Consider the following 18566-nt stretch of genomic DNA (forward strand, 5'->3'; position numbering starts at 1 on the left):
ATGGCGCAGATTGAAGTTCTTATCCGCCTACAAGGGGCAAAACGGTCGCCGTGAGGTGGGGTCATTTTTCGGTGACGGCGGAGGTGGTGGCGGGACTGCCGAAGCGGATTCCCTTGGCCTCCTTGCCGACCAGGACCAATATCGTGACCGCGATGAGCACCGGGATTATCGTCGCGGTCAGTGCGAACGGGTAGCCGTGGCTTTCCGCGAGAGCCTCCTGAATAGGCAGGTTGAATGCGGCAAGGCAGTTGCCGAGCTGATAGGTGACGCCGGGATAGAAGCCACGAATCGCGTCCGGCGACATCTCCGTCAGGTGTGCCGGAATGATGCCCCACGCGCCCTGCACCATCACCTGCATCAGGAACGAGCCGAGGCACAGCAACGCGGCGGTCTGGGAAAACGCGAACAGCGGCACGATCGGCAGTCCGAGCACCGCGCAGAAGGCGATCGTGTAGCGCCGCCCGAACCGCTCGGACAGCGAACCGAAGACCAGTCCACCGGTGATCGCGCCGACGTTGTAGATCACGGCGATCCAGGTGGCCGTGGTCGCGGACAGCCCGGCGCCGCCGGAACCGTGTGCCTTGAGGAAGGTCGGGTAGACGTCCTGCGTGCCGTGGCTCATCCAGTTGAACGCGGTCATCAGCAGCACCAGGTAGACGAATCGCCGGATGATCTTGGGGTCGAACACGATGTCCTTGATCGAGGTCCGGGTGACGCGCAGCCGTTCCCGGGTGCTCTGCCACACCTCCGATTCCTTGACCCTGGCCCGGATGATCAGGCTGATCAGGGCCGGAATGATGCTCAGCCCGAACAGCCACCGCCAGGACAATCCCGCCCAGTTCAGCACGATCAGCGAGGCCAGCGAAGCCAGCAGGTATCCGAACGAATAGCCTTCCTGCAGCAGGCCGGAGAAGAAGCCACGCCGCTTGACCGGAATCTTTTCCATGGCCAGCGCGGCGCCGAGCCCCCATTCGCCACCCATGCCGATGCCGTAGAGCAGCCGCAGGATCAGCAGCACCGTGAAGTTCGGCGCGAAGGCGCAGAGAAACCCGACGACCGAGTAGAACGTCACGTCCACCATCAGCGGCACGCGCCGCCCGATCCGGTCCGCCCACAGGCCGAACAGCAATGCGCCGACCGGCCGCATGAGCAGCGTCGCCGTCGTGATGAAGGCGACGTCGGTATTGGTCATCTTGAAATCTTTGGCGATATCGGCGTAGACGAAGACGACGATGAAATAGTCGAAGGCGTCCATCGTCCAGCCGAGCACCGCGGCCAGGAAGGAATTCCGCTGATCCGAGGTAAGACGCTCACGGCCCGCTGACAGCTCTGTCATGCGCCGACCCTATTCCGGCAATGCATGATCGTCTACACGAAATGTGACGACTTGTGTCGTTGTTACGGAATACCCGAAAAACGAATAAGCACCGATGTCGCCGGGCCCGGCCGAACGGGGGAGCCGGTCGAGGGCACGGTGGCGGATCCGGCAGCTAGGCCTTCCGGCCGATGGTGACCAGGCAGTGCGACCGCCAGGGCTCGATCTCCGGCGGCTCCGGGTTGAGCCAGTGCGAGGTGTAGTCCAACGGGGTCACGAGCGGAAAGTCCCCGAAGAACCTCGTGATCTCTTCCGGCGACCGCATGAATGCATTGGTGGTCGTCTGGACATATTGCTTGATGAGTTCGTGGAACTCGGGGGTCGCCCCTTCGAACGTGCCGTGTGAGATGGCCAGCAGCGAGCCCGGCGGCAGCAGATCGCGGTAGTACGCCAGGGCCCTTTCGGCGCGGTCGGAGTCTCCGACGAAGTGGAGAACGGCCATCACCATCAACAGGATCGGCTCGTCCAATCGGAGGACCCGCTCCGCGACGACCTTCTCCCAGAGGTTGTTGAACTCGAGAAGATCGGCGAAGACCGCGCGATGCCGGGCGGGATCGGCGGCACGGCCGAGGAGGATGTCGGCATGGGCGTGGGCGATGGTTTCGTTGTCGACGTAGAGCACGCTGCACTGCCCTGGCGCGACCTCGTCGGCCACTTCGTGCACGTTACCGGCCGTGGGCAGGCCGGACCCGATATCCACGATCTGCCGGATTCCGTGCTCACGGATCGCGTATTCGACGACGCGACGCACCGCGCCGCGGTTGGAGCGGTAGATGTGCCGGATATCCTGGCCGGCCTCCTTGTACCGCGCCGCCGCCCGGTCCGCCCAGACACGGTCGACGGCGTAGTTGTTCGTACCGCCGATGAAATAGTCGTACACGCGTGCCGGACTGGCTTTCTCGTCGACGTCGGTCCTGCCGGTGACACGGGCTATCTCGTGGGGCGAAACCGGTTGCTCCGACATTGCGCGTCCCCTTGTTGATCATGAAAGGCTTGGGCGTCAGCCTATCCGGGCGTCGACTGCCTGGACAACTGACCGGCCAACGCCGGCGCCCGCACCTGGCTTCTACGCATTTACCAGGAAAAGCTCGGTATCCCTGGGGCAAAATGGCCCAGAATTCAGAACTCAGCGCGGACACCGAGGAGGCGGACCGGGCGGTCGTCGGTGAATCGCTCCAGCACGTCCAGCGCCGCACGCTCGATCTCCGCGGCGTCGGTGCTCGGCGCGGGCAGCGTGACGCTTCGGGTGTGGGTCACGAACGGCGCGAACCGCACCTTCACCGCGACCCGCGCGGCCGGCCTCCCCTCGGCGAGCACGTCCGCGCTGACGCGTCGCGCCAGCATGGCGACCTGTGCGGCGATCTCCGCCCGGTCGGTGAGGTTGTGCTGGAACGTGATCTCCCGGCTGCGCGATCGCGGGACGTAGGGCGTGGCGGTGACCTCGGTGTCGCCGATGCCGAGCGCGAGGAGCCGGTACCACGGGCCCATCGTCGGCCCGAACCGCGCGGCCAGCGCGGCGGGATCGGTTGCGGCCAGCTGACCCACCGTCCGCACGCCGAGTTCCGCCAGTTTCTTCGTGGTCTTCGCGCCGACCCCCCACAGCGCGTCCGGCGGCCGCGACGACATCACCTCGACCCAGTTCTGGCCGGTCAGGCGGAAAATCCCGGCCGGCTTGGCGAAACCGGTGGCGAGCTTGGCCCGCAGCTTGTTGTCGCCGATGCCCACCGAGCACGACAGGCCCGTCTCTTCGGCGACCGCCCGCCGGATGAGTCCGGCCAGCGCCTCCGGGTCGTCGGTGCGCGCACCGAGGAACGCCTCGTCCCAGCCGAGCACCTCGACCACCACGGGCAGCTCACGCAGGGTGGCCATGACCCGTTCGGAGACCTCCTCGTAGGCGGGTGGATCGGAGGGCAGGAACACCGCCTCCGGACAGCGTTTCGCGGCCGTGCGCAACGGCATGCCGGACTGGATACCGAACTCACGGGCTTCGTACGAGGCGGTGGCCACGACCGCGCGCTGCGTCGGGTCGCCGGCCCCGCCGACCACTACCGGCCGCCCGCGCAGCTCGGGGTGGCGAGCCAGTTCCACCGCGGCGATGAACTGGTCGAGGTCCACATGCAGAATCCAGTCCGTCTCGGCCATTTGAACAGTATGCGGGCTACCACGGAACCGGTCCCTGGTCGTTGAAGAAGCCGCCGGTCGGGCCATCATCAGGCAACATGGCCAGCTCGACGATGATGCGCGCCCCGTCAGCGACGGTCCTGCCCCGGTAACCGGTGAGTTCAGTCGCGGTATAGCCGGGCGTCGCCGAATTAATCTTGATGTGCGCCAGACCGCTGTCCCGTTGGAAGGCTTGCGCATAATGGACGGTCAACATGTTCAACGCGGCCTTCGATGACGAATAGGCCGACCGGTGGCCGGCGTCCCCACCGAAGTCCGTCCCGCCGCTGGTCAACGACAACGAGGCCGTCGTGCTCGAGACATTGACAATGCGTGGCGCGGCTGAGTTTTTCAGCAGAGGCAACATCGCATGGACGACCGTGACCGCGCCGAAGACATTCACCTCGAAGGTCTGCCGCAGCTCCACCGTCGTGAGGTCTTCCACAGGGCACGCGATGACCGTGCCGGCGTTGTTGACTAGCACATCGAGACGCCCATAGTCCTCTCGCAGCCGTGCTGCCACGGCCTGCACGCTGTCGGCGTCGGTGACATCGAGCGGGACCGCCACCACCGTGGCACCGCTGGCATTCAGTTCACGGGCGGCCGCGGCACCACGCTCGGGATCACGTGCGCCAAGGAACACCGTCATGCCCCGGTGCGCGAGTTGCCACGCCGTCTCCTTGCCCAGTCCCTTGTTCCCGCCGGTCACCACCGCCACCCGACGATCGGTCATCGGCAGCACCCCTTCCAGCCGACACTCGCCTCTGGCGATACAGACTGTATCATCAGATACGAGTTGTATCATCAAATTATGACGAGCGCAGGCCATGACCAGGCGGATCGGGGGTTACGCGCCGCGGGCGTGGCGCGGAACCGGCGCAACATCCTCGCCGCCGCCCGCAAGCACCTCATCCAGGCGGGCTTTCGCAAACTGAGCCTGGACCAGGTGGCCAAGGACGCCGGCGTCACGCGGGTCACCATCTACCGGCAGTTCACCTCGAAGCTGGGGCTGCTCGACGCCGTCGCCGAAGAACTCGCCCAACGAGCGAACCTCGTCGCCGGGATACAAGCCGCTGCGGCAGTGGACGACCCGGTCGCGGCCTTCAAAGTGATGGTGGCGGAACTGTGCCGCTTCTGGAGTACCGATCCGGATCTCCTGCGCCGGTTGATCAGCCTCTCGGCCGTCGATCCAGAAGCCAACCAAGTGATCAACGACCGCGAACAGTGGCGCTTCGAACAGGTCGCGAAGTTCGTGCAACGCCTCGCCGATGCCGGCCGGCTACGCACCACGTTCGATGCGCAACAGGCCGGTGTCGCCATCGGCGCCGCGACCGGCTTCCCAGCGTGTGACGAAATGGCCAACCGTCTCCGGCTCAGCCTTGATCAGTTGGACCGGTTGCTTCTTGCCTTGCTCAGCGGCGTCGTCCGTCTCGACTAAGTGCTCAGCAGGACTCAAACGTCCTTCACCGGTCCGTCCGCGCGTAGGTAGTTGACGAGGTTGTCCGGCGAATATTCCTTCGGAAGCTGCTCATGCCGCTTGTACGCGGTCGATGCCAGGCACTGCAAGGGGTCCGTGTGGTTCAGCCACCGCTCGTAGGGGCCCAGCAGCCGGTACAGGAAGCTCATCGAGTCGTGCAGCTTCCCGAACGGGTCGGGCGCGACGGTGTCCACGTCGAGCGCCAGGCCGCAGGCGCGCGCCCGCTCCACCATCCACGCCATCGCGATGTCGGCCAGCTCGCGTTCGGGATAACCGCCGCCGACGTCGGAATGCACGCCGGAGAACCACATCTGCTCCACCTGCTGGCCGTCGGCGAGCGGGTGCTTCCGCCAGACGGCCGGCCGGAACGGGCGGCGCCGCTCGTCGATCGCCAGTGACTGGAACGCCGCCTCGACGTTCCGGCTCAGCTCGGTGTCGTGGAACTGGAAACGGCGGTTGAACAGGTTGATCAGCCGGAGCCCACTCAGCGGGATGCCCAGGGCGCCGACAGTGTCCCATACCCCGAGAAAACGGATCGGGGCCTCTTGCGAATAGGCCGAACGGAAACGCTTCGCCTCCGCCGCGGCCGGGCGCGTGCGGTCCTTCCGGTTGCGGTAGAGGGCATAGGCCTCGTCGACCTTGTCCGCGAATTCCGGGCGCAGGATTCCGCAGTTCCGGATGAAGCCCACCACGCTGCGCACGGTGTATGCGCCACGGCTGAAACCGAAGAAGAACAACTCGTCGCCGGGCGTGTAGTTCTCCACCACAAAGCGGTACGCGTCCCGGACGTTGCGCGACAGGCCGAACCCGAAAACGCCGCCGATCAACCGGTCCCAGCCGTTCGTGCCGACCCCGCGGTGGTAGAAGGTTCGCTGCTCGCGCCCCTCGGCGTCGGCGGGCCGGACGGCCTCGGCGATCCGCGCGACATTCGTCGGTGCCCGCTGATCCGGCGTGTTCCAGGTGCCGTCGCAACAGATCACGATCTTCTTGACCACCGAACCTCCCCAGCGCCTTCCCCCAGCCCGGCCCTCGAACCCCCGCGAAGGCATGGACCATTGACTTTATCGCCCTCGGCCCAGCATGTTCAGCACATCAGGACAACATTGGTTTGATCCCGTCGATGCGCGCGCCTACCGGAAAATCCGCTGCGGGCAACGTTTCTCACCGTGTCGTCGAGCGGCCTCCCGCGGTTGACTCACGCGCCGGGCAGGTCTAGCTTGGCCAGCAAGTAAGTACTTGCTTTCCAGGAGGCGCACGCATGACGGCCGACGACTCTCGCGAGTCCGTACCGACCAGGGACCGCGTCGTCGCAGAGGCGATGCGCCTGTTCGGGGAGCGGGGCTACACGGCGACCACCGTCGCCGCGATCGAGGAGGCCGCGGGGCTCTCACCCGGCTCGGGCGCCCTGTACAAGCACTTCCGCTCCAAGGCGGACATTCTGACCGAGGGCATCGGCCGGCTGATCGACGAAGGCGCCTCGCTGCGCGCGCTGCTCGGCGGTAGCTCCGAAGAACCCCAGGCCGCCGCGCTCGACCAGTTGCCCCTCCGCGCCCGCATGGCCTTCGTGGCGAACGCCGGGCTGGGCCGCATGGAGCAGGAACGCGACTTCAACCGCATCCTGGTGCGCGACCTCAAGGACTTCCCCAACCTGCTCGACCGCGCCGGAGAGGACGAGATCCGCGGCAACCACCGGGGACTCACCCGGTGGCTGGCCGCGCAGGCGGACGACGGCCACGGCGACCAGGACTGGGAAGCGCTGGCCGCCGTGGCCATGGACGCGACCGCGCACTACTGGCTGCTGCGGGACGTCTTCGGCGGCGAACACCCCACCGGCGTCTCGCCACAGCGGTACGTCACCGCGCTGGCGGGCATGGTCGCGGCGCTGGTCGCCGGCCACGAACCCGCCGGCCCCGGGCCAGGGCCCGGGAACGACGACCGTCACGCATAAAACCCACCACGACAAGGAAAGTCGCCATGAAGGTCATCATCGCCGGTGCGACCGGCGCCATCGGCACCCCGCTCGCCGCCCGCCTCATCGCCGACGGCCACGAGGTCGCCGGCCTGACCCGGACACAGCGGGGCGCCGCCCGGCTGACCGCCGTAGGTGTGCAGCCCATCGTCGCCGACGCCATGGACCGGTCCGCGTTGCTGCGCGCACTGGACGGCCACACCGCGGACGCCGTCATTCACGAACTGACCGCGCTCGCCAAGGCCCCCTTGCGGCACAGCCACATGACGGAAACCAACCGGCTGCGCACCGACGGCACGCGAAACCTGCTGGAGGCGGCCAGGGTGGTCGGCGCACGCAGGTTCGTCACCCAGTCCATCGTGCTCGGCTACGGCTACACCGACCACGGGTCGAAGACACTCACCGAGGACGACCCGTTCGGCCGGGAGCAGGGCCCGTGCGCACCACACCTCGCTGCCATGGCCGAAAACGAGCGGCTGGCGTTCACCGCCGCCGGCATCGAAGGTGTGGCCCTGCGCTACGGCATGTTCTACGGCCGCGACATGTCGATGATCGTCGAGATGCTCCGCAAGCGGCGGATGCCGGTGGTGGCCGGGAAGGACCGGCCGCTGTCGTGGATCCACCTGGACGACGCGGCCGCCGCGACCGCCGCTGCGCTGACGCTCGGCGAGGCGGGGACGGCATACAACATCGTCGACGACGAGCCGTGCTCCTGGGCGCGGATGATGACCGCCACGGCCGAGGTGTTCGGCGCCCCGGCGCCACGCGCGCTGCCGGGCTGGGTCGTGCGGCTCGCCGCGCCGTACGCGGCAGCGCTCACGGTGCAGACCGCCATGCGCGTTTCCAACGCCAAGGCGAAGGAAGCACTCGGCTGGAAGCCCGCGTACCCGACGTACCAAGAGGGCCTACGGGCCCCCACCACCGAGCCAGCCCCCCGCTGACAAAACCACCCCTTCGATGTAGCCCCCATACCCGGGAACGCCGCAGCCAACAACGCACCCTGACCCACGAAGTCGCGCAGCGACAAGCAGCAATCAGCGACACTCACCAGCACCAAACCCCCACGAAGTCGCGCCAGCGACAAGTAGGGACCCAGCGACACTCACCAGCACCAACCCCCCACGAAGTCGCGCAGCGACGAGTAGGGACCAGCCCCGCACGCTGGTCAACACCAAACGAAACCACGCCGGGTCGGAAGGAGCCCGCACCGTGGGGGGTTTGGGGGGCTCGGCCCCCCAATGTTATCGGCACTCGACCCCCGCGAAGTCGCGCCAGCGACGAGTAGGGTCGGCCGGTCGAGTGCCCCAGACGGGACTCGAACCCGCACTTGATCGATTTTAAGTCGACTGCCTCTGCCGATTGGGCTACTGGGGCACGGGTCAGCCTACTGTGGCGCTCCCGTCCGCGTCAGGTCCTGGAGGCGCGGGCGAATTCTTCCTTCGGGTTGTTGATCTGGCCGAGCGAGACCGCCTCGCGCCGGAACAGGCCACCGAGCATCCAGTCGAGCAGGATGCGGACCTTGCGGTTGAAGGTCGGCATCGCCTTGAGGTGGTAGACGCGGTGGAAGATCCAGGCGGGGAAGCCCTTGATCTTGATGTTGAGCGCGTCGGCGACGCCCTTGTGCAGGCCGAGACCGGCGACCGCGCCGAGGTTCGCGTGGTAGTAGTCCTTCGGCTGGCCACCGCGCAGGACGCGGACGATGTTCTTGGCCAGCAGGCGGGCCTGACGCACGGCGTGCTGGGCGTTCGGCGGGCAGGTCGCGGTCGGGTCCTGCTCGGTGCGGGCCAGGTCGGGCACCGCGGCGTTGTCGCCGGCGGCCCACACATCGGGGTGGCCGACCGCCTGGAGCGCGGCGGTCGCCTCGACGCGGCCCCTCTTGTCCACCGGCAGGTCGGAGTTCATCAGCACCGGGTTGGCCTTCACCCCGGCGGTCCAGATGATGGTGTCGCTGTCGAACTCGGTGCCGTCGGAGAGCACGACGTGCCCGTCCTCGAACGACTTCGCCGCGGTCGACAGGTAGACCTCGATGCCGCGCTTCTCCAACTGCTCCACGGTCCACACGCCGAGCGTCTCGCGCACCTCGGGCAGGATCCGGCCGGCCGCCTCGACGAGCACCCAGCGGATGTCGTCCGGCTCGATGTTCTCGTAGTAGCGCGTGGCGAAGCGGCTCATGTCTTCCAGCTCGGCCAGCGCCTCGATGCCGGCGAACCCGCCGCCGACGACAGTGAAGGTGAGTAAGCGCTTGCGCAGCTCCGGGTCCAGGGTGCTGGCCGCCTCGTCGAGCTTGGTGAGGACGTGGTTACGCAGGTAGATGGCCTCGCCGATGGTCTTGATGGCGATGCCGTTCTCGGCCAGGCCGGGAATGGGCAGCAGTCGCGCGACCGCGCCGAGCGCGACCACGAGCACGTCGTAGTGCAGCTGCTCGATGTGGCCGTCCGCCGCCTCGACGGTGACCGCCTTCTGCTCGTGCTCGATCTTGGTCACGCGCGCGGTGAGTACGTGGCATCGCTTGAGCACGCGACGCAACGGCACGACCACGTGCCGCGGCTCGATCGCCCCCGCCGCGGCTTCGGGCAGGAACGGCGCGTACGTCATGTGTGGCTGCGGGTCGACCACGGTCACGGAGGCTTCGTTGGCACGGAGCATCTTTTGGAGTCCGAGGGCCGTGTAGAGCCCGACGTAGCCACCGCCCAGGATCAGGATCCGGGCCGGTTCTTTCTTCACTGCGGCCATACGTGCATCTTCCCACTCGTTTACCTGTCACGCTCGAACACCCCGACCAGGTGTGACCAGTATCGCCCAGCGCAAAACGATTCAGATGAACACGCAGCACCGATGGCGCCGACCCGCCGCGGCGCAGGCCTTACGAAACGGGCTCCACCCGGCAATAACTCGCCGCTGTTCGCGCGAGCCTCGCGTCGGAAGTGACCAGCGGGATGGCGCGCTCCTCCGCCAGCGCGACATATGCGGCGGCGTACCCAGAAATACTGGAGCGAAGCTGCCACATGCGGGGCAGTAGTTCATCGAGCGAGACGTGATCGACACCGAGCAGCAAAAGTCGATCAACTGCTCGGACCGCCTGCTCTTCCTTGATCTTGCTGCCCAACGTGAGGCCACGAACAACCGAGAAGACCTCGGCCTTCCAATGCGAGGATCACTCCCACGCGCACCTCGGGTCAGCCCCTGGACGGAGAGCCGGCTGTCTTCGCGAGGTGTACCAGTTGGTAGGCGCCGTTCGCAGTGCGATGGGTTTCTCGGTACCCCAGCCTGGAGTACAGCCGGAGGTTCGCCTCACTGTGCTCGCCCGTGAACAACCGAACAGTCGTGATCTCCGATGGCAGCCGTTGTTCGGCAGTCGTCAACAGCGCGCTCCCCAAACCATTGCCCTGCCGATCAGGCACTACCGCCAGCCTGCGGATCTCGGCGACCACCGCATCGACGCGCCGGACCCGCACGCTCGCCACCAACCGGCCTGATTCACGAACACCCCAGGTCACGCAGGACGGATCGGCCAACTCGGCTCGCAACTCGTCGAGCGTTTGGGTCAGCGCCGGCAATGCGAGATCGTTGTGGGACAGAGCCTCTGTCACGTAGGCGGCGCGTTGCAGCGTCAACACCTCACCAGCGTCCGCCACCGTCAACTGCAATGTCTCGATCTTGACACCGACCACGCCGGAAGCATGCACCAGCTTTGCGCACAGTGGAAGTCGTTTACCGGCGCTGGCACATCTACTCCGCATTTACTGACGCCCACCAGGAAGCCAAGGGGCGGATGCGATCCAATGTGCCGGCCAGTTTGTCCTTCTCCCGCTCAAGGTCGTACCGCGATTGCAGAACGCGTCGAAGCCGACGGGCGCGCACACTTGTAGCCGTGCCCTCCGAGGACAGGCAGGCTTACGCGCGTCTGCGGGCCGCGCACCTGAGTGCGGTGCGGGCCTCGCTCGAGGACCACGTGGCGCGGCTGGCGTGGCCGCGCGAGCGGATCGAGCGCTACCAGGTCGAACGACTCCGGTCGTTGCTCGGATTGGCGCGCGAGCGTTCGCCGTTCCACGCGGCCCGGATGGCCGACGTCGACCCGGCCACGGCGACCGTCGACGACCTCGCACGGCTGCCGGTCATGGTCAAGCAGGAGGCCCAGGACGAATGGGACAGGATCGTGACCGCGCCCGGCATCGACCGCGCCGGCGCCGAGCGGGTGCTGGCCGAGCAGCGCTGGTTCTCCTACACCTCCGCCCGGCACCAGGTGTTCAGCTCGGGCGGCTCGAGCGGCGTGCGCGGGGTGTACGTGTGGGACTGGGACCAGTTCGTCACGCTCGCCTGCCTCGCCTGGCGGTGGCAGGTGCGTGCCGACCGCGCCTGGAGACCGGCCGTGCGCCGGGCCCGGCTGGTCGTGCTGGAGGCCGGCGAGCCGCCGCACGCGAGCACACCGTTGTTCGACGTCGCGACGGGGCCGTCTGCGGCGACCGTCGTAGTCCCGGCGGCCGCGCCGTTCGACCTGGTGCTTGCGGCCGTGGCCGAAGCCCGGCCGACCCATCTCGTCGGCTACGCCTCGGTGATCGGGCGCCTCGCCCGTGCCGCGATCGCGGGTTCGCTCGACATTCCGCTGGTCCGGGTCAGCACGAACTCCGAGCCGCTGACCGAGGAGGACCGCAAGGCGATCGACACCGCCTGGGGTGTGCCCGTCCACAACCTGTGGGGCTCGACCGAGATCGGCGTCCAGGCGGTCGGCTGCGGGCTGGGCGACGGTCTCCACGTCTGCGAGGACGAGGTGATCCTCGAACGCGTCGACCCGGCCGGGCGTCCGGTCGGCCCAAGCGAGCCGGCCGCGCGCACGCTCGCGACCGGGCTCGCCGGGCACACCTTCCCCTTCATCCGCTACGACCTCGGCGACGAGGTCACGCTGCTGCCCGGACGCTGCGGCTGCGGCAGTGCGATGCTGCGCGTCAGCGACATCGCCGGACGGCGCGACGACGACTTCCGCTACGGCGAGCGCAGGGTCCCGGCCAGCGCGTTCCGGCACGTGCTGGGAACTGACCCGCTGATCTCGGAGTACCAGGTCCGTCAGACCGCGGGCGGGGCGGACGTGCTCGTCGTCGGCGCGCCAGACGTGTCTGCCGTGACCGCGGCGCTGGTCTCCTCGCTACTCCCCTACGGGCTCGCGCACCCCGAGATCAACCTTCGGTCCGTCGACCGGATCCCGCGCCACGCCGCGACGGGCAAACTCAAGCGGTTCGTCCCGCTGAGCGACTAGCGGATCCCATGGCCAATACCTCCAGCTCAGGGCCAGCCGGCCGGTAAAAGTGTTCTGCTGGCTCAACGTTGCTTGTTCACTGGTATCAGCCCCCTGGTGGGCACTCAGCAAATGCACAGGTCAACGGGGCTCGATCGAGTCCCGGATGCGGGCTGCGATGGCAGCGACATCGTCCAAGTCACCCGTGGCGACAGCGATGATGAAGTCGTATGCCTCGTCGTTGGAGAAGGTCAGCCGCCTTCCGTTCACACCGAGAAAGGCGATCGTCGCGGCCAAGGCAAGCCGCTTGTTTCCGTCGACCAGAGCATGGTTGCGAGCAAGGGAATGCAGCAAGGCCGCCGTCTTCGCTTTAAGATCCGGGTACGCATCGCCACCGAAGACTGAGGCGCGCGGCCGCGCCACCGCCGCTTCCAGCAAGCCGTAGTCTCGAACTTCGACCTTGCCGCCCAGCGTTCGCTCAGCGACGTGGACCAGTTCGTCGAGCGTCAGATAGATCACCGACCGAGCCGCTCCAGCGCCTCGGAGTAGCGCGGCAGTTCCTCGTCAAGCACCTGGTCGAGCAGATCGGCCCTGCTGTGGTTATCCACGTACTCCCGGATGGCCTGCCGGGCAACATCCTGCATCGACCGGTCCTCGTATTCGGCGCGACGGCGCAGAGCCTCGGCTTCGTCATCCGACAGACGCAAAGTCATCGCCATAGCGACATGGTATCACGCATGATACCACTCTGCCCGTCAGGCTAATCCCGCCGACTCTTTCGCCCGCTCCAGCACTTCACGCAGCATCTCAGGGGTCAGCCGGCCGGTAAAAGTGTTCTGCTGCGACACGTGATACGACCCGAACAGCCGTAGATCTCCGAGCGGCACCTCGACGCCGTGCCCGAACCGGGGCGCGGGTTTCGGCACCGGCCAGAGCGGGGCGAGCACCGGCAGCACCGCCTGCCAGCCGAACGCGCCGAGCACCACCATGGCCCGCAGCGTGGGCCGCAACATTTCGAGTTCGCGCACCAGCCAGGGTCGGCAGGTGTCCCGTTCGGCCGGGGTCGGCTTGTTCGCGGGCGGGGCGCAGTGCACGGGCGCGGTGATCCTCGTCCCGAACAACTGCAGGCCGTCGCCGATGCACGTCGACTGCGGCTGCGAAGCGAGCCCAACGTCGTAGAGCGCTTGAAAAAGCACATCGCCGGAACGATCTCCGGTGAACATGCGACCGGTGCGGTTCCCGCCGTGTGCCGCGGGGGCGAGACCGACGATCGCCAGCGACGCGTCCGCGGGACCGAACCCCGGAACCGGGCGGCCCCAATAGGTTTCGTTCGCGTAGGACGCGCGTTTGGTCTCGGCGACGTGCTCGCGCCACTCGACCAGCCGCGGGCAGCGGCGGCATTTCGACACCGCAATGTCGAGCTCCGCCAACGTGGTTTCCGTCGTCACCAGGCCAGACTAAGTTAGGATCATGCCCGAAACCACCGACGAGGAAACCGGCGAAACCTCCACCGCCGAACGGCCCGCCGAACCAGTCGACAACCTGGTCACCACCCAACACACGCTGACGGTCAAGCGCCGGAAGCTGGCCTACACCGCCCAGACCGGGCGCATCGTGCTGCGCAAGGAAGTGGTGACCGACGGCAAGTTCGACGGTCATCAGGCCAAGGCCGAGGTGTTCCTCACCGCATACACCGTCGACGACGCGGACCCCGGCTCCCGGCCCGTGACGTTCGCGTTCAACGGCGGGCCCGGTTCGGCGAGCGTGTGGCTGCACATGGGGCTGCTCGGGCCGCGCCGGGTGGTCTCTGGTGACGTGGACGCGCCCGAGCCGCCGCCGTACCGGCTGGCCGACAACGCCGAATCCCTGCTGGCGCACAGCGACCTGGTGTTCATCGACCCGGTTTCCACCGGCTACTCGCGGCCGGCCACCGGCGAGAAATCCCAGGACTACCACGGCTTCACCCAGGATGTGGAGTCCGTCGGGGAGGTCATCCGCCTGTGGACATCGCGCAACGGCCGCTGGCTGTCGCCGAAGTTCCTGGCCGGTGAGTCCTACGGCACGCTGCGCGCGGCCGCGCTCGCCGAGCACCTGCAGGAGCGGCACGGCCTGTTCCTCAACGGGATCATGCTGATCTCGAGCGTGCTGGACATGGGCACGATCCGGTTCACCGAAGGCAACGACCTGCCCTACTCGCTGTTCGTCCCGACCTACGCGGCGATCGCGCACTACCACGGCCGGCACGGCGACCGGCCACTCGACGACGTGCTCGCCGACGCGGAGGAGTTCGCGGCGCGCGACCTGCCGTGGGCGTTGCAGCGCGGTGCCCGCATGACCACCGAGGAACGCACCGAGACCGTGCGGACGCTGGCTTCCCTCACCGGACTCGAAGAGTCCTATGTGGACAAGGTGAACCTGCGCATCGAGCACGTGCGGTTCTTCACCGAACTGCTGCGCGACCGCGGGCTGACCACCGGGCGCATGGACGGCCGGTTCACCACCTGGGAGCCGGACGGCGGTCGCGAGCACATGCGGGACGACGCTTCGACCTCGCGCATCATCGGCGCCTATTCGGCCGGCTTCAACCACTATGTCCGCACGGAACTCGGGTACGAAAACGACCTGCCGTACGAGGTGCTGTCGCTGGATGTCAACCGGGCGTGGTCATTCGCCGACTTCGAGGGACGCGCGGTCTCCGCCGTCGAGTCGCTCGCTTCGGCCATGCGCGCCAACCCGCACCTGAAGGTGCACGTCGCGCTCGGCCACTACGACGGCGCCACACCGTACTTCGCCGCCGAACACGTGCTGGCGCACCTGCCCATCCCGGAAGAACTGCGGGAGAACATCGAATCGGCCTACTACCCCGCGGGCCACATGATGTACGTCCACGAACCCTCGCGACTCCAGCAGTCGCGAGACCTGGCGGCCTTCATCTCCACCAGCAGCAATCGGTAAGTCAAGCCGATCCAGCGCCGCGGCCGGCGTGGGACAAACGCGGGTCGGAATGGTCCTCGACCCGCGTGGCCCATGTCGGCCGCCACCGCCGTCCGTGAAGCCGCGGAAGAAGTCGGCGTACTCATCGAGGCCGCCGACCTCATTCATGTCCACACCATCCACGTCAACGGCTCCGGCCGCGAACCCCGCCTCGGCCTGTTCTTCGCCACCCACCACTGGACCGGCGAACCCGCCAACCGCGAACCCGACAAATGCTTCAAGCTCGCTTGGTTCGCGCTCGATGACCTCCCCGAACAGATCATCGACTACCCAGCCGCGGGCATAGCCGCCTACCGCACCGGCTCGACCTTCAGCATCCGGGGATGGACGCCTCCGTCGTCCACACAGCGAGCCGCCATCAGCTGATCTCCCTTCAGCATCAAGCACGGCCCCGGCACCCGAGCACCGAGTCGGCGCGGCAACGTGTCCCGAAACCGGAACTCGACAGCCTGAACCGGGGACACACGCGCCTGAACCGGGAACTCGGCCGCCTGAAGCCGGAACTCGGGTGCCTGGACCGGGAACTCGGGTGCCTGGGGTGGGGACACGCGGGGCGGGCGAGGAGACGGCGGGTCAGGTGCGGTCGGTGGCGGAGGCCGCCAGGCGCATCCCCTCGGCGAGTTCCTCCGCGCTGGGGGCGAGTTCGGGGTCGATCAGCCATTGCACGAGCAGTCCGCTCATCAGCACCTGGTAGAACATCCCGGCCACGCGCGCGGCCTGCTCGTCGTCCTGGTGGTTCAGGCCCAGGAAGATCTCCGCCAGCCCGAAGCGGCCCGCGCTCTGCATCGCCGAGACCTCGCGACGCAACTCGGGTTCGTGCTTGAGGTGGGCAACCATTTCAACCTGGGTCTGCCACAGCGGGCGGTCGGCGCGATAGGAGTCGAGTACCCGCCGCAGGATGGCCTCGAAGCTCCGTTCGCCGGTGGCCATCGCCTGGCCCAGCTTGTCGCCCCAGTCCGCCATCGCCTCGAAGACAGCGGCGTTGAGCAGCGCCTTCGTCGACCCGAAGTGGTAGCCGATCGAGGCGAGGCTGACGCCTGCCGCGGACGCGATGTCCCGCGCGGTCGTGCGGCTGTAGCCCTTCTCGTACAGGCAGCGCTTGGCGCCGGCCAGCAGATCCTCACGATTTCCCATATGACCCAGCTTAACAGGCGTCTCAGACAAGTGTCTTGCACAATTGTCTGACACATGTGTACGGTTCCGGTCATGGAAACCAGAACCGTCCTCATCTCCGGCGCCGGCATCGCAGGTTCGACCCTCGCCTACTGGCTGCACCGCCACGGTTTCGCTGTCACCGTGGTGGAGCGCGCTCCCCGCCTGCGCGAAGGCGGCTACAACATCGACATCCGCGGCACGGCCCTGGAAGTCGTGCGGCGCATGGGACTTCTGGACGAGGTGCGGCGCTACGCGACCGACATGCTGGGCAGCACGATCGTCGACGAGGAAGGGCACGAGAAGGCGGTCATGAGCGCCGAGCTGTTCTCCATGCACGAGGAAGACGACGTCGAGTTGATGCGCGGCGACCTCGCCAAAATCCTTTACGACGCAACCAAAAACGACGTCGAGTACCTCTTCGGCGACACGATCACCGCGCTGCGGCAGGACGGGGACGGCGTGGATGTCACCTTCGAGGCCGCGCCGTCGCGGCGGTTCGACCTCCTCGTCGGCGCGGACGGCCTGCACTCCAGGGTGCGCGAACTGGCCTTCGGGCCGGAGGAGAACTTCCGCCGCGATCTGGGCTGCCAGGTCGCGATCGGCACGGTGCCCAACTACCTGAACCTGGACCGCTGGGAAGTCACCTACCCCATGGCGGGCCGGGTGGCGCTCGTCTACCGCGCGAGGCAGGCCGACGAGGCCCGCGCGATGTTCCTGTTCAAGTCGGAGGGCTCACTGTCCGAGGCCTTCGCCGGCGCCGGCTGGGAAGTGCCGCGCCTGCTGGACAGCGTGCGCGAGGCACCGGACTTCTACGTCGACACCGTCAGCCAGATCCACTGCGAGAACTGGGCGAAGGGGCGTGTCGTCCTGCTCGGCGACGCGGCCTGCGCGCCGTCGCTCGCTTCCGGGCAGGGCACGAGCGTGGCACTGGTCGGCGCGTATGTGCTGGCCGGCGAGCTCAAGGCGGCGGCAGGCCACACCAAGGCGTTCGCGGGCTACGAGGCACAGCTGCGGAAGTTCGCCGACCTGAACCAGCAACTGGGTCCGAAGCAGCTCAAGGGGATGATCCAGCACAGTCGCGCCCAGCTGTGGTTCCAGTTGAAGATGCTCCGCCTGATGCCGAAAATGCCCGGCAAGGACAAGATGGTCGCGCGCATCACGGAACCGATGCGCGAGGCCGCGAACGCGGTCGCGCTGCAGGACTACTGACCGGCGCCGGCGTGCGGACGCGGTCGCGGCTACCGAAGCGACAGGGCGATCCCGTCGAGGATGTCGTGCTCGCTCACCAGCAGGTCCGCCGGGCCACCCCGGGCGGCCAGTTCCTCGGACAGGACTCGCACGATCAGCGCGCCACCGCCGATCACGTCCACCCGGCCGGGGTGGATCACCGGGTTGGCGGCCCTGCTCTCGTGGTCGGCGGCGAGCAGTTCGTCGGCCACCCGATGAATGTCCTCAGTGGACAGCCGGGAGAGATGCGTGCGCGTGGCGTCGTATTCGTCCAGCCGCTGGGCCACCGCGGACAGCGTGGTGACCGTGCCGGCGACGCCGATCCACGTCTTGGCCTTGGTGACGTCCACCGCTTCGAATGCCTCGGCCAGCACGCCGCAGGCGAACTGCCGGGCTGCCTCGATCTCGTCCGCCGTGGGCGGATCGGACCGTAGCGCGCGCTCGGTGATCCGCACGCAGCCGATGTCGACCGAGCGCGCCGAGGTCACCGACACGCTTTCACCGTCCCACTCGCCGAGAACCAGCTCCGTGGATCCGCCACCGACATCGACGACCAGGAACGGGCCGTCGTCGGGGTCCTGCTCGCCGACGGCGCCGGCGAAGGACAGGCGTGCCTCCTCGTCACCGCTGATGATCTCGGCCTCGACGCCCAGAACCTCCCGTGTCATGGCGAAAAACTCGTCGCGGTTGCTCGCGTCGCGGGTGGCGGACGTGGCGACCATGCGCACTCGCTCGACACCCTTCCGGCGCGCGGCGATGGTGTAGTCGGCGAGCGCGGCGCGGGTGCGCCTCAGCGCTTCGGGCGCCAGCCGGCCGGTCGCGTCCACGCCCTGACCGAGACGCACGATGCGCATTTCGCGGTGCAGATCGCGCAGGTCGACGGTGCCGTCATGGCGGTGCGTCAACTCGGCGACGAGCAGCCGGATGGAGTTCGTTCCACAGTCGATCGCGGCAACCCTGGGCATGTCCCAACTCTAAG

Annotated in this window: 20 protein-coding genes and 1 tRNA gene; 7 read left to right on the top strand and 14 right to left on the bottom strand. The window is 67.5% G+C overall.

Annotated features, from left to right (window positions below; genetic code table 11):
* Window positions 1-61: 61 nt before the first annotated feature.
* From A3CU_RS0115280 to A3CU_RS0115295, 4 genes are all read right to left on the bottom strand, one after another.
* Window positions 62-1336 carry an MFS transporter gene (locus tag A3CU_RS0115280; protein WP_027943040.1) on the bottom strand — a complete coding sequence of 425 codons (1275 nt, stop codon included), beginning with the start codon at window positions 1334-1336 and terminating at the stop codon, window positions 62-64.
* A gap of 154 nt (window positions 1337-1490) precedes the next feature.
* Window positions 1491-2339 carry an SAM-dependent methyltransferase gene (locus A3CU_RS0115285; RefSeq protein WP_052371743.1) on the bottom strand — a complete coding sequence of 283 codons (849 nt, stop codon included), beginning with the start codon at window positions 2337-2339 and terminating at the stop codon, window positions 1491-1493.
* A gap of 155 nt (window positions 2340-2494) precedes the next feature.
* Window positions 2495-3517 carry a DNA polymerase IV gene (locus A3CU_RS0115290; RefSeq protein WP_027943042.1) on the bottom strand — a complete coding sequence of 341 codons (1023 nt, stop codon included), beginning with the start codon at window positions 3515-3517 and terminating at the stop codon, window positions 2495-2497.
* A 16-nt stretch (window positions 3518-3533) separates the two neighbouring features.
* Complete coding sequence (locus tag A3CU_RS0115295; RefSeq protein WP_027943043.1) at window positions 3534-4268, bottom strand: SDR family oxidoreductase; 735 nt, start codon at window positions 4266-4268, stop codon at window positions 3534-3536.
* 78 nt (window positions 4269-4346) lie between these two features.
* On the opposite strand from A3CU_RS0115295, the gene A3CU_RS49810 reads away from it, so the two are divergent.
* Window positions 4347-4973: a TetR/AcrR family transcriptional regulator gene (locus A3CU_RS49810; RefSeq protein WP_084143283.1), complete on the top strand. Its 627-nt coding sequence runs from the start codon at window positions 4347-4349 to the stop codon at window positions 4971-4973.
* Between the two features lie 14 nt (window positions 4974-4987).
* Here A3CU_RS49810 and A3CU_RS0115305 read toward each other — a convergent pair whose 3' ends face one another.
* On the bottom strand, window positions 4988-6007 hold the full coding sequence (locus A3CU_RS0115305; RefSeq protein ID WP_027943044.1) for a DUF2235 domain-containing protein: 1020 nt from the start codon (window positions 6005-6007) through the stop codon (window positions 4988-4990).
* A 263-nt stretch (window positions 6008-6270) separates the two neighbouring features.
* Here A3CU_RS0115305 and A3CU_RS44890 point away from each other — a divergent pair, with 263 nt between their 5' ends.
* Window positions 6271-6960: a TetR/AcrR family transcriptional regulator gene (locus A3CU_RS44890; RefSeq protein WP_052371745.1), complete on the top strand. Its 690-nt coding sequence runs from the start codon at window positions 6271-6273 to the stop codon at window positions 6958-6960.
* Between the two features lie 26 nt (window positions 6961-6986).
* Window positions 6987-7922 carry an NAD-dependent epimerase/dehydratase family protein gene (locus tag A3CU_RS0115315; protein WP_027943045.1) on the top strand — a complete coding sequence of 312 codons (936 nt, stop codon included), beginning with the start codon at window positions 6987-6989 and terminating at the stop codon, window positions 7920-7922.
* 359 nt (window positions 7923-8281) lie between these two features.
* On the opposite strand, the gene A3CU_RS0115320 is transcribed toward A3CU_RS0115315, so the two are convergent.
* The 4 genes from A3CU_RS0115320 to A3CU_RS0115335 form a co-directional block, all read right to left on the bottom strand.
* A tRNA-Leu gene (locus A3CU_RS0115320) sits at window positions 8282-8355 on the bottom strand.
* 33 nt (window positions 8356-8388) lie between these two features.
* Window positions 8389-9714, bottom strand: coding sequence for an NAD(P)/FAD-dependent oxidoreductase (locus tag A3CU_RS0115325; RefSeq protein ID WP_027943046.1), 1326 nt, complete (start codon window positions 9712-9714; stop codon window positions 8389-8391).
* Window positions 9715-9844: 130 nt separating this feature from the next.
* The gene (locus tag A3CU_RS44895) at window positions 9845-10087 is read right to left on the bottom strand and encodes a type II toxin-antitoxin system VapC family toxin (RefSeq protein ID WP_156960381.1); all 243 of its coding nucleotides are present in this window, start codon (window positions 10085-10087) and stop codon (window positions 9845-9847) included.
* 70 nt (window positions 10088-10157) lie between these two features.
* Window positions 10158-10652, bottom strand: coding sequence for a GNAT family N-acetyltransferase (locus A3CU_RS0115335; RefSeq protein WP_027943047.1), 495 nt, complete (start codon window positions 10650-10652; stop codon window positions 10158-10160).
* A 200-nt stretch (window positions 10653-10852) separates the two neighbouring features.
* On the opposite strand from A3CU_RS0115335, the gene A3CU_RS0115340 reads away from it, so the two are divergent.
* Window positions 10853-12232 (top strand): phenylacetate--CoA ligase family protein, encoded by a 1380-nt coding sequence (locus A3CU_RS0115340; RefSeq protein WP_027943048.1) that lies wholly within the window; start codon window positions 10853-10855, stop codon window positions 12230-12232.
* Between the two features lie 120 nt (window positions 12233-12352).
* Here the strand turns inward: A3CU_RS0115340 and A3CU_RS0115345 are convergent, their stop codons facing one another.
* From A3CU_RS0115345 to A3CU_RS0115355, 3 genes are read right to left on the bottom strand one after another with little or no spacing between them, the layout of a single operon-like run.
* Window positions 12353-12730, bottom strand: a complete 378-nt coding sequence (locus A3CU_RS0115345; protein WP_027943049.1) for a type II toxin-antitoxin system death-on-curing family toxin — start codon at window positions 12728-12730, stop codon at window positions 12353-12355.
* Complete coding sequence (locus A3CU_RS0115350; RefSeq protein WP_027943050.1) at window positions 12727-12930, bottom strand: ribbon-helix-helix protein, CopG family; 204 nt, start codon at window positions 12928-12930, stop codon at window positions 12727-12729. Before A3CU_RS0115350 ends, A3CU_RS0115345 begins: the two co-directional genes overlap by 4 nt.
* A gap of 36 nt (window positions 12931-12966) precedes the next feature.
* Window positions 12967-13659, bottom strand: coding sequence for a uracil-DNA glycosylase (locus A3CU_RS0115355; RefSeq protein WP_425388247.1), 693 nt, complete (start codon window positions 13657-13659; stop codon window positions 12967-12969).
* Window positions 13660-13681: 22 nt separating this feature from the next.
* Between A3CU_RS0115355 and A3CU_RS0115360 the strand changes: the two genes are divergently transcribed.
* Window positions 13682-15166, top strand: a complete 1485-nt coding sequence (locus A3CU_RS0115360; RefSeq protein WP_027943052.1) for a S10 family peptidase — start codon at window positions 13682-13684, stop codon at window positions 15164-15166.
* 72 nt (window positions 15167-15238) lie between these two features.
* Entirely contained in the window at window positions 15239-15571 is a 333-nt protein-coding gene (locus A3CU_RS44900) for an NUDIX domain-containing protein (protein ID WP_052371747.1), read from the top strand.
* 207 nt (window positions 15572-15778) lie between these two features.
* Here A3CU_RS44900 and A3CU_RS0115370 read toward each other — a convergent pair whose 3' ends face one another.
* Window positions 15779-16339 (bottom strand): TetR/AcrR family transcriptional regulator, encoded by a 561-nt coding sequence (locus A3CU_RS0115370; RefSeq protein WP_027943053.1) that lies wholly within the window; start codon window positions 16337-16339, stop codon window positions 15779-15781.
* A gap of 72 nt (window positions 16340-16411) precedes the next feature.
* Here A3CU_RS0115370 and A3CU_RS0115375 point away from each other — a divergent pair, with 72 nt between their 5' ends.
* A complete protein-coding gene (locus A3CU_RS0115375) occupies window positions 16412-17569 on the top strand; it encodes an FAD-dependent monooxygenase (protein ID WP_027943054.1) in 1158 nt (385 codons plus the stop codon).
* Window positions 17570-17598: 29 nt separating this feature from the next.
* Here A3CU_RS0115375 and A3CU_RS0115380 read toward each other — a convergent pair whose 3' ends face one another.
* Window positions 17599-18552: a Ppx/GppA phosphatase family protein gene (locus tag A3CU_RS0115380; protein ID WP_027943055.1), complete on the bottom strand. Its 954-nt coding sequence runs from the start codon at window positions 18550-18552 to the stop codon at window positions 17599-17601.
* Window positions 18553-18566 lie beyond the last annotated feature (14 nt).

Source organism: Amycolatopsis taiwanensis DSM 45107 (genome assembly GCF_000519205.1).
Lineage (GTDB): Bacteria > Actinomycetota > Actinomycetes > Mycobacteriales > Pseudonocardiaceae > Amycolatopsis_E > Amycolatopsis_E taiwanensis.

What these genes read in the sequence shown, in the direction of transcription:
- A3CU_RS0115290 (WP_027943042.1), bottom strand. Translation starts at nt 3,517, where the DNA reads ATGGCCGAGACGGACTGGATTCTGCATGTGGACCTCGACCAGTTCATC.
- A3CU_RS44890 (WP_052371745.1), top strand. Translation starts at nt 6,271, where the DNA reads ATGACGGCCGACGACTCTCGCGAGTCCGTACCGACCAGGGACCGCGTC.
- A3CU_RS0115360 (WP_027943052.1), top strand. Translation starts at nt 13,682, where the DNA reads ATGCCCGAAACCACCGACGAGGAAACCGGCGAAACCTCCACCGCCGAA.
- A3CU_RS49810 (WP_084143283.1), top strand. Translation starts at nt 4,347, where the DNA reads ATGACGAGCGCAGGCCATGACCAGGCGGATCGGGGGTTACGCGCCGCG.
- A3CU_RS0115280 (WP_027943040.1), bottom strand. Translation starts at nt 1,336, where the DNA reads ATGACAGAGCTGTCAGCGGGCCGTGAGCGTCTTACCTCGGATCAGCGG.
- A3CU_RS0115325 (WP_027943046.1), bottom strand. Translation starts at nt 9,714, where the DNA reads ATGGCCGCAGTGAAGAAAGAACCGGCCCGGATCCTGATCCTGGGCGGT.
- A3CU_RS0115375 (WP_027943054.1), top strand. Translation starts at nt 16,412, where the DNA reads ATGGAAACCAGAACCGTCCTCATCTCCGGCGCCGGCATCGCAGGTTCG.
- A3CU_RS0115295 (WP_027943043.1), bottom strand. Translation starts at nt 4,268, where the DNA reads ATGACCGATCGTCGGGTGGCGGTGGTGACCGGCGGGAACAAGGGACTG.
- A3CU_RS0115315 (WP_027943045.1), top strand. Translation starts at nt 6,987, where the DNA reads ATGAAGGTCATCATCGCCGGTGCGACCGGCGCCATCGGCACCCCGCTC.
- A3CU_RS0115350 (WP_027943050.1), bottom strand. Translation starts at nt 12,930, where the DNA reads ATGGCGATGACTTTGCGTCTGTCGGATGACGAAGCCGAGGCTCTGCGC.
- A3CU_RS44900 (WP_052371747.1), top strand. Translation starts at nt 15,239, where the DNA reads ATGTCGGCCGCCACCGCCGTCCGTGAAGCCGCGGAAGAAGTCGGCGTA.
- A3CU_RS0115380 (WP_027943055.1), bottom strand. Translation starts at nt 18,552, where the DNA reads ATGCCCAGGGTTGCCGCGATCGACTGTGGAACGAACTCCATCCGGCTG.
- A3CU_RS0115370 (WP_027943053.1), bottom strand. Translation starts at nt 16,339, where the DNA reads ATGGGAAATCGTGAGGATCTGCTGGCCGGCGCCAAGCGCTGCCTGTAC.
- A3CU_RS0115285 (WP_052371743.1), bottom strand. Translation starts at nt 2,339, where the DNA reads ATGTCGGAGCAACCGGTTTCGCCCCACGAGATAGCCCGTGTCACCGGC.